The following is a 16,269-nucleotide window of genomic DNA, read 5'->3' on the forward strand; positions in this document are numbered from 1 at the left end:
TCACGGGATGAGGTCGTCGGGTCCGGTGGGCTGGCGCGTGCGCGTGGTGGCGGCGCGCCAGAGCACCCCTGGCAGGAACAGGGACTGGGGCTGGGCGGTGAGCGCCAGCACGTCGACGAACCGGTCGCATACTCGCGGGTCGACGTTGGCGAGGTGCTGGACCCGGTCCACGTAACGGTTGAGGATCCTGGTCTGGAGACCGGCCGTGGCGCCCTGGGTGGTGCTGTACCGGAGGTCCTCCCCCGTGGCCACCAGCCATGGGCCGCTGGCGTTCTTGATCACCTTGCGGTGGAAGCGCCGCGCCAGGCCGTCGAGGTCCCCGTCCGCCCGCAGGCACGCGTCCAGCGTGAGCGCGGACTTCGCCGCGACGGTCATTCCCTGGCCGTAGAGCGGGTTGAAGGCGCACAATGCGTCGCCCGAGACGAGGAACCGCTTCGGCCATGCCCGCATCCGCTCGTAGTGACGGCGATGATTCTCGGTGCGCCGGTAGCTGACGACGGGGGTGAGCGGCTCGGCGTCGCGGATCGCCTCGTAGAGCACCGGGCTGCGCAGGCTCTTGGCGAAGTCCAGGAAGCCGCCGTCCTCGTTGGGCGGGTAGTCCTCGCCGACGCCGAAGAGGCTGACGATCCACCGTCCGCCCTCCTGGGGGAACAGCGCGCCGGTGCGCGTGCCCCGCGGAGGGTCGGCCTGGAGGTAGAGCGCCTTCCAGCCGGGGTCGAACCCGGAGGGGACGGCATAGGTGCGGCTCGCGTATCCCAGCAGCGGGTTGATCAGAGTCTCCCGGACGGCCGGGTAGCCGAGCCGCTCCAGCCACGCGGGGGTCTTCGAGGCGCGCCCGGTTGCATCGATGACCAGGTCCGCGGTGACCGGCTCGCCCGGTTCCGTCGTCCCGCGCTCGCGCACCTCGACTCCGGTGACGGCCCCGGCGTCGGCGAGCAACCCGGTCACCTCGTGCCCGGTGAGCATCTGAAGGTTCCCGGTCTTGGCCAGCCGGGCGCGCACGGTCCAGTCGAGGAGGTCCCGGCTGAAGGTCAGCAGGCGGGTCGATTCGAACCGGCGCCGCCATCCGGCGGAGCTCAGCCAAAGCATGTCGGCGGGCACCCGGACCTCCGGGACGTCCGCGGCGAGCAGCTCGTCCTCCAGCCCGGGGAAAAGCTGCTCGGCGATCTCCAATCCCCGGCTCCAGAGCACGTGCAGATGGCGCGCCTGCCCCAGACCGGGACGGGACCCGACGGCCTCCGCGAAACGGTCGCGCTCGATCAACGTGACCCGGGGGAAGTGGTCGGTGAGGACTCTGGCCGCCAGCAGCCCCATCAGGCTGCCGCCGACGACAACGGCATGCTCACGGCGCTGCGTCATGGTCTTCCTCCTCGGGGGTGCGGAACCGGGCGTTCACCAGGACGTCAGCGGCGGCGATCGGAGGCTTCCGTGAGCGGGAGGGCGCTCGGGCGCTCCCCCATCGCGAATGCGACGGCCTGGTCGAGATCGAGGCCCGTCCCCTGCTCGAAGAAGTGCCCATACGCCTCGTCGCCCAGAGCTTGCCGAGCAAGCGCCTCGCCTTCGTTGTGCGGGGCGTTGAAATACGCGGAACCGAACAGCGGGAGCCCCACCGTCCGCCAGATGCGTCCGGCCGCCCCCTGCAGGGCCGCGGCGTCCCGTGGACGGCCGCCCGCCGCGTGGAACAGGGCGAGAAGCTCGATGCCCAACACCGCGCACACCAGATCATGAAAGGTCCGGCTGATGTCCACGCACTGCTGGGCGAGGCCGGTGGCCTCCTCGGCCCGGCCCCCGGTCCAGGCCGCGAAGGCCAGGACGTAGAGCGCGTAGGCCCTGACCCACTGCTCGCCGTGCTCCTCGCAGATCGCGCGGACCCCTTCGCACAACTCGACGGCGAAGGGCAGGTCTCCCTGGAACGCCACCGTCATGGCGTACTCGGCGCGCGCCATGATCACGCTGGTGTTCAGCTCTCCGAGGGAGTCATAGGCCGCCAGCGCATCCTTGAAGAATGTCGCCGCCTGCGCGTGATCGTCGGTCACCAGCGCGACGCAGCCCAGCCGATGGACCGCATTGGCCGACGCCACCGAGTCGCCGCTCTGCACGGCCGCCGCCCGGCCGGCCTCCAGGTATGCGGTCGCGGCATCCGTTTCACCCTGCTTGATGGCGATGTAGCCGTTCACCCAGAGGGCCTTGGCGCGTATCCGGGTCGCGGCGGTATCAAGGGCGAGTGCCCGATCCAGCCAGTACCGCCCTTCGGCGAGGAAGCCGCAGCCCACCCAGTAGAAGCACAGCGCCCCGGCCATCCGCAGGCCGGTTCGCGCCTGGCCGGGAGCGGTGAGGCAGTAGTCGAGGGCCGCGCTCACATCGGCGTGCTCGCTGAGCAGCCGCGTGAAGATCTCCTTCTGCCCGGCGCCGAACCACTCGGCCTCGCACTGCTCGACCACACGCAGATACCAATCGCGGTGCCGCCCGCGCACACTCTCCTGCTCGCCCAGCTCACCGAGCCATTCCGCGCCGTACTCGCGCAAGGTGTCCAGCAGGCGGTACCGGACGTCCGCGCCGTCTCCGGTCCGCGAAAGGATCGACTTGTCGACCAGAGCCGCCAGCGTCCCCGAGACGCGGTCCACGGGCAGCACACCGTCGCTGCACACGTGTTCGGCCGCCCGCCGATCGAAGTCCCCGGCGAAGACCGACAGCCGAGCCCACAACAGCCGCTCTTGGCTCGTGCACAGCTCATGACTCCAGCCGACCGTCGTACGCAGCGCGTCGTGCCGCGACACTTCCCCGGACACATCCGCGGTTCCGTCCACCAGCATTTCGAACCGGTCGTCCAGCCGATCCGACAATTGCTCAAGGGAGAGCCGGCGCAGCTGGCCGGCGGCGAGTTCCAGGGCCAGCGGAAGTCCCTCCAGCCGGCGACACAGCCGCACGACGGTACGCCGGTTGCCATCGCCGACAACGAAATCACCCGTTGCCGAGGCGGCACGGTCTTCGAACAGGGTGACCGCCGCGGGCCGCGGAACCGTATCCGCCGTCTCCAGTGGCGCGAGTTCCAGTACCCGCTCACCGCTGACGCCAAGGGACTGACGACTGGTGGCCAACACGCGCAATCCGGGCGCCGCCTTCAGCAGGACGTCCACCACACCCGCACAGGCGTCCCGGAGATGCTCGCAGGTGTCCAGTACCAGCAGCAGCCGTCTGCCGGACAGGTGATCGGCCAGGACGTCGAGCTGCGGACGCGCGGTCTGGTCGACGATTCGCAGGGTGCGGGCGATCGCGTGGCCCACGAGCGATCCGTCTCGCAGACCTGACAGCGGTACCACCCACGCGCCGTCACGGAACCGTCCCTCCAGCTCCCGCGCGGCCTCCACCGCGACCCGCGTCTTGCCGACACCGCCCACCCCGGACACCGTCACCATGCGCCCGGCGTCCAACAGCCCCCTGACCTCGGCGAGCTCGGCATACCGACCGACGAGAGCGGTCCTCTGAGGAACGAGATTGCCTTTCCCCGGCACATCGGCTCCAGCCACGACCACCTCACCCCCCACGCACCCGCCACGACGACGCACAACCTTACCCAGACGGCCCGCAACAAAAGGGCATATTTGGAAACTGATCTCCGATCAGGAAGAACCATTACAGACTTCACGAAAACCCCCACCCAACACACGAGCCACCAGCAACCACACCCTGTGAAGGGATCCCCACCCAAATCGCCCTCGGCAAGGTGGCCCGATGTGGTCACAGCCCCAGGCACATCAGCACCACGTCGAGGCGAGCGCGGCCATGTCAGGTCGCTCCAGAAGAATCCGGCGAGGTCCGATGAATGCTGGGCGTGCCCGCGGTCCGCATTGTCGACTCACCCCGCCACCTGACCAGTGGACCTGCGGACGCAACTTCGAACCCCGCTCGCCCCGAACCCTTAAATGTCACTCACGCCATTACTTCCCCCGCACAGCCCCGGGCCGTGACGGCCCCCTGGGCGGGGCCGCCCATCGCAAGCGGGCATTAGATGCGGATCCTGGTGGACCGCCGCCGGGCCCTGGGCGATGACCACACCCGGATGGTCGCCCAGCTGCATCTCCAACGACATATGGGCGAGTGTCCATGTGGCCGCTGTCCCAGATCTAGGGGGCATGGGCCGCCGCCACTTGCAGGGAATCGGTATCTGTGTATTCGACGTCCTCCATGAGGTGGAACGCGTGCATGCAAGGGCGCGTCCTGGAGTAGCGGGAGCGGTCCGCTCACAGGCCCAGCGATCTGGAGATGATGACCTTCATGACCTCGCTCGTGCCCGCGTAGATGCGGGTGACGCGGGCGTCGGCGTAGAGCCGGGCGATGGGGTGCTCGGTGACGTAGCCGTAGCCGCCGAAGAGCTGCAGGCAGCGGTCGACGGCCCGGGCCTGCATCTCGGTGCAGAACAGCTTGACCTTCGCAGCGTCGGCGCCGGACAGCCGGCGCCCGACGAGTTCGAGGACGGCACGGTCGAGCATCGCCTGTGCCGCTTCGATCTCGGCGGCCACAGCGGCGAGTTCGAACTTCGTGTTCTGGAACGACGCGACGGGGGCGCCGAAGGCCTTGCGCTCCTTGACGTACTCGATCGTGCTGTTCAGTGCGGAGCGGGCCTGGGCGACCGCCCCGACCGCCACGGTCATCCGCTCCTGGGGGAGGTTGCTGGTGAGGTACTCGAACGCCGCCCCCTCCTCACCGAGCCGGTTGGCCACCGGCACCCGCACGTCCTCGAAGGACAGCTCCACCGTGTCCTGTGCCTTGATGCCCAGCTTGTCCAGGACGCGTCCGCGGGTGAAGCCGGGCATGCCGTCCTCCACGACCAGCAGCGTGAGCCCGGCCCGCCGGTTCCCGGCGTCGCTCGACGTCCGCGCCACCACGATCACCAGGTCGGCCAGCAGCCCCCCGGTGATGAAGGTCTTGGCGCCGTTGAGGACGTAGTGGTCGCCGTCGCGCACGGCGGCGGTCCGGATCCCAGCGAGGTCGGAGCCGGTGCCCGGTTCGGTCATCGCGATGGCGGTGAGCAGAGTGCCCGCGGCGAGGCCGGTGAACCAGCGCTCGCGCTGCTGCTCGTCGGCGTAGGCGAGGAAGTACGGCAGGACGACCTCGAGCTGGGTGCGGACCGTGCCCAGGGTGACCAGAGCGCGGGCCGCCTCCTCCTGGAGGACGACGTTGTAACGGTAGTCGCCGCTACCCGCGCCCCCGTACCGCTCGGGGATGGCCATCCCCAGCAGTCCGAGCGAGCCCAGCTTCTCGAACAGCTCGCGGGGCATCCGCCCCGCCTTCTCCCAGTCGGCGTAGTGCGGGACGACCTCCTTGGCCACGACGTCGCGGACGACCGCGCGGAATGCCTCGTGGTCCTCGTCGAACAGATCCCGGTGCACGTCGTCTCCCCTAGGACGCCAGCTCGACGACGGTGGCGTTGGCGGTGCCGCCGCCCTCGCACATGGTCTGCAGGCCGTAACGGATCCCGCGCTCACGCATGTGGTGGATCATCCGGGTCATCAGCACCGCGCCGGACGCGCCCAGCGGGTGGCCCAGCGCTATCGCGCCCCCCAAGGGGTTGACCAGGGCGGGATCGGCGCCGGTTTCGGCGAGCCATGCGAGCGGCACCGGCGCGAACGCCTCGTTGACCTCGAAGACCCCGATGTCGGCCAGGGCCAGTCCAGCCTTGCGCAGCGCCTTCTCCGTGGCCGGGATGGGGCCGGTGAGCATGAGGACGGGGTCGGCGCCGACCACTGCGCCGGAGCGGTAGCGCGCCAGCGGCGCAAGGCCGAGCTCGCGTGCCTTCTCCGGGGTGGTCACCAGCAGCGCGGCGGCCCCGTCGGAGATCTGCGACGAGTTGCCGGCGTGGATCGTCCCGTCCTCGGTGAACGACGGCTTGAGCCTGCTCAGGGTCTCCACGCTGGTGCCGCGCCGGACGCCCTCGTCGGCGGTGACCGTGTGCTCACCGGTGTCCACGGGCACCATCTGCGAGTCGAAGGCGCCCGCGTCCTGCGCGGCGGCCGCGCGCTCGTGTGACAGCGCGGCGAACTCGTCGAGTCGCGCCCTGGAGAAGTCCCATCTCCGGACGATCTTCTCGGCCGAGAGGCCCTGGTTGAACGAGAAGCCGTCGTAGCGCTCCAGCACCCGGGGGCCGTAGGGCATCCCGTCCATGCGCGAGGCTCCGAGGGGGACGCGGCTCATGATCTCGACCCCGCCCGCGACCACGACGTCCTGCTGCCCGGACATCACGGCCTGGGCGGCGAAGTCGAGCGCCTGCTGCGACGATCCGCACGCGCGGTTGACCGTGGTGCCGGGGATGCTCTCCGGCCAGCCGGCGGCGAGCACCGAGTAGCGCCCGATGTTGCTCGACTGGTCCCCCACCTGCCCGACGCAGCCCCAGACGACGTCGTCGACGACGTCGGGTTCCACTCCGGCGCGCTCCAGGAGCGCGTTGAGCACGAGACCGGACAGGTCGGCGGCGTGCCGTCCGGACAGCCCGCCGTTCCGCCTGCCCACCGGTGTGCGGACCGCTTCGACGATCAGTGCTTCACGCATTGCTCGCGTCCCCATTCGACTCGTTCCTGATCGGTCCGATGACGCCCTGCGTCCGAAGCCCGGCGATCTCGTCACGGCCCAGCCCCACCTCCGTGAGGACGGAGTCGGTGTGCTCGCCGAGGGAGGGCACGGCCCCCATCGGGGGCTCGTAGCCCGACAGGACCGGAGGCGGCAGCAGTGCCGTCGTCGGGCCGCCGGGCGTTTCGACGGGTCGCCAGCGGTCTCGGGCGGTGAGGTGGTGGTGTGCGACGACCTCCGTGGGGAGGTTGTAGCGGGAGTTGCCGATCCCGGCGGCGTCGGCGGCCCGCTGCACGTCGTCGATGTCGTGCCGGGCGCACCAGGCGGCGATCTCCGCGTCCAGCTCCGCGCGGGCGGCGACGCGTCCGGGGTTCGTCCGGAGCCGTTCGTCGCCGGCCAGGTCCGGGCGCTGCAGGACGTCTCGCGCGAGTCGCCGCCACTCGTGGTCGTTCGTGGTTCCGAGGACGACCGTGCGGTCGTCGGCGGTGCGGTAGGCGCCGTACGGCGCCACTGCCGGTGAGCCCATGCCGACCGGTTCCTGGTCCGTTCCGGTGTGCTGTGCGTGGGTGAGCGCGTATCCCATCAGCTCGGTCATGGTGTCGAACAGGCTGACCGCGGCGGTGGCGGGGCCGTCGCCGCGGCGGACGTCCCGGTCACGGTCGCGCAGCATCGCCAGGATCGACAAGGCCGCGTACAGGCCGGTGCACACGTCGGCCATGGGCGGGCCGGGCTTGGCGGGGCGGCCCGGGCGCCCGGTGATCGCGCACGCGCCCGCTTCGGCCTGGACGAGCAGGTCGTAGGCCCGCTTGTGGGACAGCGGGCCGCCCGCGCCGTACCCGTCGATCTCCACGGCGATCAGGCGGGGGTGCCGCCCGGCGAGGCCGGCGCGATCGATGCCGAGCCGGGTCGTGGCGCCCGGGGAGAGGTTGGAGACCAGGACGTCGGCGTGGTCGAGCAGGCGGTGCAGCACGGCCATCCCGGTGGCGCTCTTCACGTCGAGCGCCACGGACTCCTTGCCTCGGTTGACCCAGACGAAGTGCGCGGACAGGCCGTGGACGACATCGTCGAAGTACCGGGTGAAGTCGCCACCGCCGGGGTTCTCTATCTTGATGATCCGCGCGCCGAGGTCGCCGAGGGTGCGGGTGCACAGGGGTGCGGACACCGCCTGCTCCAGGGTGACGACCGTGATCCCGGTGAGCGGGCCCGCGGCGGAGCCGGGCATTCAGATCACCAGCCCGCCGTCGACGGGGAGCACCTGGCCGGTGACGAATGACGCGGCGTCGGAGGCGAGGAACACGAACGCCCCGGCGACCTCCTCCGGCTCGGCCCAGCGCCCCATCGGGATCCGGGCGAGCATGGTGGCGGCGAACTTCTCGTTGGTCCGGATGGTCTCGGTCATCGGTGTGGCGGCCAGCGGCGCCAGCGCGTTGACGGTGATCTTCTTCCTGGCCAGCTCGCGGGCCAGTGACTTGGTCAGGCCGACCACGCCTGCCTTGGCGGCGGAGTAGTTGACCTGGCCGAGCGTGCCGGTCAGCCCGGCCGACGACGTGACGTTGAGGATCCGGCCGGTGCCGTCGGCCGCCAGGTACGCCAGCGCGGCCTGCGAGCAGCGGAAGGCCCCCACGAGGTGGACGTCGATCAGCCGCTGCACCGACTCTTCGGTGGTGTCGGCGAACATCGCCGGAGCGGTCACGCCCGCGTTGTTCACCAGCACATGCAGCGTCCCGCCGGTCAGCGCCGCCGCACGTGCGGCCGCCGCGTCCGCCGCGGCCCGGTCCTGGACGTCCAAGGCGGCGCTGTCGGCGCGACCGCCGTCCGCCGTGATCCGCGCGGCGACTTCGGCCGCGGCGTCCGCGTCGGCGTCGGTGACCAGCACCGCCGCCCCGGCGCCCGCCAGGGCGCGCGCCACCGCGGCGCCGATCCCTCCGGCCGCACCGGTGACCAGCGCCGAGCGTCCCGTCAGGTCGAACAACCGGCTCGTGTCCATCAGTAGCTCCTCGGCATTCCCAGCACGTGCGACCCCAGGTAGTTGAGGACCATCTCCTGGCTGACCGGGGCGATCTTCATGAGGCGGGCCTCGCGGAAGTACCGCGCGACGTCGTACTCCTCGGCGTAGCCCATCCCGCCGTGCGTCTGCAGCGCGCGGTCGGCCGCGCTGAACCCGGCGTCCGCGCACAGGTACTTGGCGGTGTTCGCCTCCCGCCCGCACGGCCTGCCGCCGTCGTAGAGCCACGTGGCCTTGCGCAGGACCAGTTCGGCGGCGTCCAGGCGGGCCAGGGCGTCGGCGAGTGGGAACTGGATGCCCTGGTTCATGCCGATCGGCCGGTCGAACACCTCCCGCTCGGTCCCGTACCTCGCCGCCTTCTCCAGGGCGACCCTGCCGATGCCGAGCGCCTCGGCGGCGATCAGCATCCGCTCGGGGTTGAGGCCGTCGAGCAGGTAGGTGAAGCCCCTGCCCTCTTCCCCGACCCGGTCTTCGACCGGGACGCGCAGGTCGTCGATGAACAGCTCGTTGGAGCTGACGGCGTTGCGCCCCATCTTGCGGATGGGGCGGATGTCGACGTGGGCGCGGTCGAGGTCGGTGAGGAAGAGCGTCAGCCCGTCGGTCCTGCGGGCGGCCTCCTCCCGCCGGGTCGTCCGCGTCAGCAGGAGGATCTTCTCCGACTCCAGCGCCTTGGAGATCCAGACCTTGCGGCCGTTGACGACGTAGGAATCACCGTCGCGGCGGGCGAAGGTCGTGATCCGGGTGGTGTCCAGGCCGGCGCCCGGCTCGGTCACCCCGAAGCAGACGTGGAGGTCACCGGAGACGATCCGCGGCAGGGTCCGCCGCTTCAGTTCGTCCGAGCCGTGCACGACCACGGGGTGCATCCCGAAGATCGAGAGGTGGATCGCGCTGGCGGCGTTCATCCCCCCGCCGGAGCGGGCGACCTCCTCCAGCAGGAGCGTCGCCTCGGTGATCCCGAGCCCGTGCCCGCCGTACTCCTCGGGGATGGTCAGCCCCAGCCAACCCCCGCGGGCGATGGCCTCGTAGAACTCGGCCGGGAACTCGTGCCCGCGGTCCTTCTCCCGCCAGTAGTGGTCGTCGAACCGGCGTACCAGGTCCGCGACTGACCGCCGGATGGTCTCTTGGTCCTCCGTCAGCGCGAAGTCCACCGGCGATCCCCCTCCCCCGCCGCGACGAGCTCGTGGGCTCCGCTCGCGATGCGCGCGACGCGTGCCCGGTGGGCGTCGCAGGACCCGAAGATCGCTCGATTCAGCTTCGCCCGTTTCAGCCAGAGATGGAGGTCGAACTCCCACGTCATCCCGATGCCGCCGTGGATCTGCAGGGCGGCACCGGCGGCGCGGGCGTAGGCGTCGGCGGCGCGGAACCTGGCCACCGAACTCCAGTAGGCGCGGCGCGGGCCGGTGCCGGCGATCTCCATGACCGCCGCGTCCGCCGCGACACGGGCGGTCTCGGCCTCTAGGAAGGCGTCCGCGCACATGTGCTTGACCGCCTGGAACGCGCCGATGGGACGCCCGAACTGCTCCCGCTCCTTCGCATGCTCCACCGCCATCTCGACGACGCGTCCGGCGCCGCCGACTCCGTCGAGGGCGATGCCGGTCGCCGCGCGCCACATCAGCGAGTCGACGAGCCGGGCCGCCTCCTCGCCCGCGGCCAGGCGCCACTGCTCCGCGACCGCACACCGGTCCAAATCGAGGCGGTAGAGGCGCCTGGTGCGGTCGTGCGTGGGGTTCCACTCCGGCTGCAAGGACGCTTCCTCGGCCGGAACAGCGAAGACGCAGGGACCGTCCGGCCCGTCCGCCGCGACGACGACGACGTCGGCCACACCCAGATCAGGCACGTCGGCCACGCACCCGGTGAGGTGGAGCACGGCGTCCGGGCCGGACTCCACCGCCCGGACGGGGTACCGGGTCCGGCCATCGGCGATGACGGTGGGCAGGACGACCGCGCCGATCGCCTCACCGGAGAGCATCGTGTCCAGCCACCGCCCGGCGGGCGCCGAGTCCGGCGCGGCGGCCATCGCCGCGACGGCGAGGCTGTGCGGCAGGTACGGGCCCGGGGTCGCGCACCGGCCGATCTCGCGGAGCACGATCGAGGTCTCCAGGTAGGTTCCGCCCGCTCCCCCGGACTCCTCGGGCACCTCCAGACCGAACCAGCCGAGATCCGCGGCTTTCCGCCACAGCGCCTCATCGAACCCGTGCTCGGTGCCGCCGGACCGGCGCACCGCGTCGGGCCCGCTGTCGGCGTCCAGCATCTCCCGTACGACCTCCCGCAGCATCCGCTGTTCGCTCGTGAGCGACACGATCTGCACCCGGAATCAGCTCCTCAGCTCACGAGCGGGTCTCTCGGCAGCCCGAGCACCCGCTCCCCGATGATGTTGCGCTGGATCTGGTCGGTGCCTCCGGCGATCGTCCACACCCACGACTCGAGGTGCTCGACGAGCCAGTCGTGGGTGTCGAGGCCTCGCACGACCTTGCCGGGCTGCTCGTAGTGGCCCGCTGCGCCAGCCATGTCAAGGCCGAACTCGGACGTCCGCTGCATCAGCCCACTGAGGAAGAGCTTGATCAAGGACGCCTCCACACCGGGGGTCCCGGCCTCGATGAACCGAGCGAGGGTCCCGTAGATGAGCTCGGCGAGGATCTCGACGTCGGCGTGCAGGTCCGCGTAGCGGCGGCCGACCGAGGACGTCGCGAAGTCGGCGCCTTCGTCTTCGGCCCGGCCGATCGCCAGCGGCAGCGCGGCGTCGAGCATCCGCCGCAGGCGCAGCGCGGTCGGCACCGCCAGCGGGCCGCGCTCGGACGCGAGGGTCGTCTGGGCGACCCGCCAGCCGTCGTTCTCCCGCCCGACGAGGTTCGCCGCCGGGACGCTCACGCCGGTGAAGAAGATCTCGGCGAAGTCGTCGTCGACACCGGTGATCTGCTTGATCGGCCGGACCTCGATGCCGGGGCTGCTCAGGTCGACCAGGAAGTAGGAGAGGCCGCGGCGCTTGGGGGCGTCCGGGTCGGTGCGCGCCAGGAGGATCGCCCAGTCCGCGTGGGGGGCGCGCGTCGACCAGATCTTCTGCCCGTTGACGATGTACCGGTCGCCGTCGCGGGTCGCGGTGGTCCGCAGCGAGGCGAGGTCGGACCCGGCCTCGGGCTCCGAGAACGCCTGGGCCCACACCCGGTCGTGGGCGAGGATCGGCGGCAGGTGGGCGGCCGCCTGGTCGGGCGTGCCGTGCGCGGTGAGCGTGCTGTACACGTGGTTGTACGCGCACGAGAAGAGTCCCGGGTAGTCCGGGCAGTCGCCGAGGGCCACCTCCTCGTAGACCACCAGCTGCCGGGCGAGGCTCAGCCCGGGACCGCCGTGCTCCCGCGCCCAGTGCGGGGGTCCGTATCCGGCGTCCCGGAGCGCGCTCGCCCACCAGACGTAGAGTTCCCGCAGGTCGCCGCGGAGCCGGTCGCGCCAGTCCGCGGGCACCTCCCGCTCGATCCAGGACCGCAGACCGGCCCGGAAGTCGTCCAGCCCCGGTTCGTCGATCATTTTCGGACTCCTTCCACTGCCCCAAGCCGGTCCCATGTCATGGAGGTCACCCCGGCCGCCCGCAGATCGGCCTTGCGCACCTTCTGCGTGGACGTGCGCGGAAGCTCCCGGTACACCTCGACGTAGCGCGGGACGGCGTACGACGGCAGGTGCCGCCCGACGAACGCGATGAACTCCGCGACATCGAACCCGGTGTCCTCCCGCGTCACGACGCAGGCCTTGATGTCCTCGTCGCCGGGGACGTCGTCGGCCGGGACCCCGATCGCGGCGCACGAGACGACGGCCGGGTGCCGCAGCATCACCTCCTCCACCTCGAACGAGGAGATGTTCTCCCCCCGCCGCCGGATGGCGTCCTTGAGGCGGTCGACGTACTGGTAGGTGTCCTCGGCGGTCTGCACGAAGAGGTCGCCGGTGTGGTACCAGCCGTTGCGCCAGGCGGCGGCCGTGGCGGGCAGGTCGCCGACGTAGCCGAGGAACATCTCCCACGGGAGGTCGGTCCGCACCACCAGCTCACCGACGGTTCCCCGGGGGACCGGGACGTCGTGCTCGTCCACCACCCGCACCGTCGCGCCCGGCCGCACATGGCCGGTCGCGGCGTCCTCCGGCGGGTCGAGGCCGGTCATGAGCGGCGCGCACAGCTCCGTCGCGTTGTAGTAGCGGTAGCGGTGCTCGACGCCGAACCGCTCGCACCAGCGGTCGAGTCCGCGCGAGTACGAGCCCGTGATGATGATGCGCAGCGGGTTGTCGGCGTCGTCGGGCCGCGGCGGCTGCTTCTCGATGAACGTCGCCACCTGCGGAAGCAGCGTCGCGTGCGTGACGCCGAAGGACTTGACGGTGTCCCAGAACGTCCCGACGCGGACCCGGGGCGTCACCACCCAGCGCGCTCCGAGCTGCAGCACCGCCATGAACGCCAGGAGGCCGCCGACGTGGTACAGCGGCATGTCGCCCATGAACACGTCGCCGGGGGTGCAGTGCGGCAGCATCGGATGCTCCACCTGCCCGAGCAGCTGCCCGTACGGGCAGAGCACCCCCTTGGAGCGCCCGGTCGTCCCCGACGTGAAGATCACCGCGTACGGATCCCACACGTCGATGCCGGGGTCGGCCGGCCTCGCCGGGGACGCCGATCCCGTCAGGTCGGCGAGCACGCCGAGGGACGCGAGTTCCGCGACCCGCGAATCGGTGTCCTGCGCATCTGTGTCCGACACGATGACGAGGGCGGGCAGGCCGTCACCGGGCTCCACGCCCGAGACGCGGTCGGCGTACCTCGCCTGGCAGAGGAAGACGGACGGACGGGCGACGTCGAACGCGTGCCGGATCTGGTCGGCCTTCCATCCTGTGTTGAAGGGCACGAAGACGGCGCCGAGCTTCGTGGTCCCCAGCAGCGTCTGCACCATCGAGGCGCCGTTGTCGCTGAGGACCGCCACCCGGTCCCCCCGGCCGACGCCGTGGGCGGCCAGGACCGACGCCAGCCGGTTCGCCGCCTCGTCGGCCTGCGCCCAGGTCCACTCCGTCCGGTCATCGGGGAAGGTGGCGAACACCCGGTCGGGCGTGGTCGCGGCCCGGTGTTCGAGTACGTACCGGAACACGATGCCCGCCGCGTCCCGCGGCCGGTGGCCGTCGTCCGGGCTCACCGCGGCACCTCCCGGGAGGCCGGGCCGCGGCGGGCGGGGGTGCCGGCCCGGAGCCGTCGTGGCCTCCGGGCGCGGCAGCCGCTCACCAGTGTCGCGACGTGCACTACTCGCCCGCCTTGAGCGAGGCGAAGTCCAGTGATCCGTCGGTCAGGATCTTGAGCCCGCTGATCCCGTCGCGTGCGAAGTAGCTCGCGATCAGCCGGTGCGCCCACAGGTAGGGCAGCTCCGCCACCAGCCGCTTCTGGACCTGCTCCAGGGACGCCCGCTGGGCCTCGCGGCCGTCCGCGGTGAGGTAGCGGCCGAGCGCGTCGTCGAGTTCGGAGTCGGAGATCCCGGTGAGGTTGGTCGCCTTCTCCGTCGACAGCAGCAGGTCGACCAGGACCCGGGGCGTCCCGCCGCCGAAGCCGGACATCGTCAGGTCGAAGTCGCGGCTGCGGTTGCGGTCGAGGACGGACTGCACGACCTCGATTCGGACGTCCAGCCCCTTGATCTTGTCCCATTCCTGCTTGAACGCTTGCGCGAAGGTGCTGAACTGCTGGTTCACCACCCAGGTGAGGCTGACCGACGATTTCCCGGACTCGGCGAGGTAGCCGTCGACCAGTTCCTGGGCGCGGGCCTTGTCGCCGAACGGCATCTCGACCGGGGCGCTGAAGGGCGAGGAGTCGATGAAGAGGCTGCGGACCGGCTCGGCACCGGGCACGGCGCGCTGCAGCGTCGGTTCGATGTCCACGGCGGCGACGAGCGCCTCGCGGAGGGTCCGGCTGCTGGTCGGGTGGCCGTCCCGGACGTTGAAGGCGATCGAGAGCCCGCCCACCGACTCCCACGCGGTCTCGTCGTGCTCCTTCCGCAGTTTCACCAGGTCGTCGCCCGCGGTCTGCACGGCGTTGACGTCGCCCGTGCCCGAGGCGAACGTCTTACTCCGCAGCGACGGGTCCGGCATGATCCGGTACACGATCTCCTTGAGCGCGACCTGCGCGGAGTTCCAGTAGTCCTCGTTGCGGACGAGGACGACACGGTCGTCGCGCTGCCAGGACTTCACCCGGAACGGGCCCGCGCCGACCGTCGTCTCCGGGCTCGTGCCGTACTGCTTCCCATGCTGCTTCACCGCCGCCGGCGACGGGATCAGGGCCAGCGCCGAGGAGGCGAGCCGGGTGGGCCAGTGCGCGTCCGCCTCGTCCAGGGTGACGACGACCGTCTGGTCGTCGGCGACCTTGATGTCCTTGAGCGCCGCCGCGTCGCCCTGCGCCGGCGAGGCGACCTCGGGCTCGGCCAGCCGCCGCCAGTGCGCGGCGACGGCTTCGCCGTTGAGCGGCGTGTCGTCCGCGAAGGTGAGGCCTGGACGGAGCTTGACGGTCCAGACGGTCGCGTCGTCGTTGGAGGTCACCTCGTTCGCCAGCCTCGGCTCGATCCGGCCGTCCGGGGTGATGTTGACGAGGGTGTCGTACAGCGCGATCCACAGCGGCCCGGAGGTCTGGCCGCTCGTCGACCCCTGCGCGGGGTCGAGAGCGGGGACGTCGGCCTGGACGACGCTGAGGTACTCGATGCTGTCCTTCTTGGCCGCCGCCGTGTTCCCCGGGGAACACGCGGCCGCGGCCAGGACAGTGATGGCCACGAGCAGCGCCGCCGGCGACCACGGCCTGCCCGACTTGAAATGGATCCGTCTGATCATCGGAGACCGTCCTTGCGGGGTGGGTTCGGACATCGATCGGTCACACACGCTCTGGTGGATCGACCCAGTCGGGCGTCCGCTTCTCCGCGAACGCCCGGGGGCCCTCGACGTTGTCGGGGTGTCCGTAGTGGTCCTGGACCATCCGCCACCCGCGTTCCTCGGCCTCGGCGAGCCCGAGGTCGAGGCTTTCCCAGATGACGCGCAGGGAGCGCTGCAGCGTCGTCGGGGACAGCTCGGCGACCATCGCGGCGAGTTCCCGCGCCCGGTCGGCGAGGTTCTCGTGGGGAACCACCTCGCTGACCATCCCGAGTTCGTACGCCCGCTGCGCGCTCATCCGCTCCGCCCTCCCGAGCGCGACCATCCGGAGCACCGCGCCCAGCGGCATCTTGCGGGCGAGGCCGATCGGCTCGAGCGCGACGACCTGCCCCAGGTTCGCGTGGGTGTCGAGGAAGGTCGCCCGGTCGCTGGCGATCACGACGGTGGAGTCCACGACGAAGTGCAGCCCCGCGCTCGCGCACACGCCGTTCACCGCGGTGATCACCGGCTTGTGGCAGCCGAGGTGGCGGGCGGTGAACTTCGGCATGTCCACGTGGCCGTCCCGCTCCGGCCGGTCGCGGCCGGTCACCGACGGGGCCACCATGTCCGCGCCGGCGCAGAACCCGCGGCCCGTCCCGGTGAAGACGACGACGCGGATCGCCGGGTCCGCGTCGAAGCGCCGCCACGCCGCCTCCAGCCCCGCGAACACGTCCGGGCTCAGTGCGTTGAGCTTCTCCGGCCTGTTCAAGGTGATGAAGCCGATGTGGCCTTCGCTGGTCACCAGGACCGACGGCCCCTGCCCGCTTTCACTCTCGTCCATCGAACGTGCCCCTCCCTGGGCTCGG

General features: G+C 71.2%; 12 protein-coding genes. All 12 read right to left on the minus strand.

Going from position 1 to position 16,269, the window contains the following annotated elements:
* Positions 1-1,359 carry an FAD-dependent oxidoreductase gene (locus IEZ03_RS16475; RefSeq protein ID WP_184883579.1) on the minus strand — a complete coding sequence of 453 codons (1,359 nt, stop codon included), beginning with the start codon at positions 1,357-1,359 and terminating at the stop codon, positions 1-3.
* A 44-nt stretch (positions 1,360-1,403) separates the two neighbouring features.
* A complete protein-coding gene (locus tag IEZ03_RS16480) occupies positions 1,404-3,527 on the minus strand; it encodes an ATP-binding protein (RefSeq protein WP_184883577.1) in 2,124 nt (707 codons plus the stop codon).
* 714 nt (positions 3,528-4,241) lie between these two features.
* Complete coding sequence (locus tag IEZ03_RS16485) at positions 4,242-5,390, minus strand: acyl-CoA dehydrogenase family protein (RefSeq protein ID WP_184883575.1); 1,149 nt, start codon at positions 5,388-5,390, stop codon at positions 4,242-4,244.
* Positions 5,391-5,400: 10 nt separating this feature from the next.
* Positions 5,401-6,546, minus strand: coding sequence for a thiolase family protein (locus IEZ03_RS16490; RefSeq protein ID WP_184883573.1), 1,146 nt, complete (start codon positions 6,544-6,546; stop codon positions 5,401-5,403).
* On the minus strand, positions 6,539-7,786 hold the full coding sequence (locus IEZ03_RS16495) for a CaiB/BaiF CoA transferase family protein (RefSeq protein WP_184883571.1): 1,248 nt from the start codon (positions 7,784-7,786) through the stop codon (positions 6,539-6,541). The genes IEZ03_RS16490 and IEZ03_RS16495 overlap by 8 nt, the downstream gene beginning before the upstream one ends.
* Entirely contained in the window at positions 7,787-8,551 is a 765-nt protein-coding gene (locus IEZ03_RS16500) for an SDR family NAD(P)-dependent oxidoreductase (RefSeq protein ID WP_184883569.1), read from the minus strand.
* On the minus strand, positions 8,551-9,717 hold the full coding sequence (locus tag IEZ03_RS16505; RefSeq protein WP_184883567.1) for an acyl-CoA dehydrogenase family protein: 1,167 nt from the start codon (positions 9,715-9,717) through the stop codon (positions 8,551-8,553). The genes IEZ03_RS16500 and IEZ03_RS16505 overlap by 1 nt, the downstream gene beginning before the upstream one ends.
* A complete protein-coding gene (locus tag IEZ03_RS16510; RefSeq protein WP_184883565.1) occupies positions 9,702-10,877 on the minus strand; it encodes an acyl-CoA dehydrogenase family protein in 1,176 nt (391 codons plus the stop codon). The genes IEZ03_RS16505 and IEZ03_RS16510 overlap by 16 nt, the downstream gene beginning before the upstream one ends.
* A 14-nt stretch (positions 10,878-10,891) precedes the next feature.
* Positions 10,892-12,088: an acyl-CoA dehydrogenase family protein gene (locus IEZ03_RS16515; RefSeq protein ID WP_184883563.1), complete on the minus strand. Its 1,197-nt coding sequence runs from the start codon at positions 12,086-12,088 to the stop codon at positions 10,892-10,894.
* Positions 12,085-13,719 carry an AMP-binding protein gene (locus IEZ03_RS16520; protein WP_184883561.1) on the minus strand — a complete coding sequence of 545 codons (1,635 nt, stop codon included), beginning with the start codon at positions 13,717-13,719 and terminating at the stop codon, positions 12,085-12,087. Before IEZ03_RS16520 ends, IEZ03_RS16515 begins: the two co-directional genes overlap by 4 nt.
* A 103-nt stretch (positions 13,720-13,822) precedes the next feature.
* Positions 13,823-15,388, minus strand: coding sequence for an ABC transporter substrate-binding protein (locus tag IEZ03_RS16525; RefSeq protein WP_184883560.1), 1,566 nt, complete (start codon positions 15,386-15,388; stop codon positions 13,823-13,825).
* 40 nt (positions 15,389-15,428) lie between these two features.
* Positions 15,429-16,244: an enoyl-CoA hydratase/isomerase family protein gene (locus IEZ03_RS16530; RefSeq protein ID WP_184883558.1), complete on the minus strand. Its 816-nt coding sequence runs from the start codon at positions 16,242-16,244 to the stop codon at positions 15,429-15,431.
* Positions 16,245-16,269: the final 25 nt, after the last annotated feature.

This window comes from Actinomadura livida, from assembly GCF_014648675.1.
In the GTDB taxonomy this organism is placed as follows: domain Bacteria; phylum Actinomycetota; class Actinomycetes; order Streptosporangiales; family Streptosporangiaceae; genus Spirillospora; species Spirillospora livida.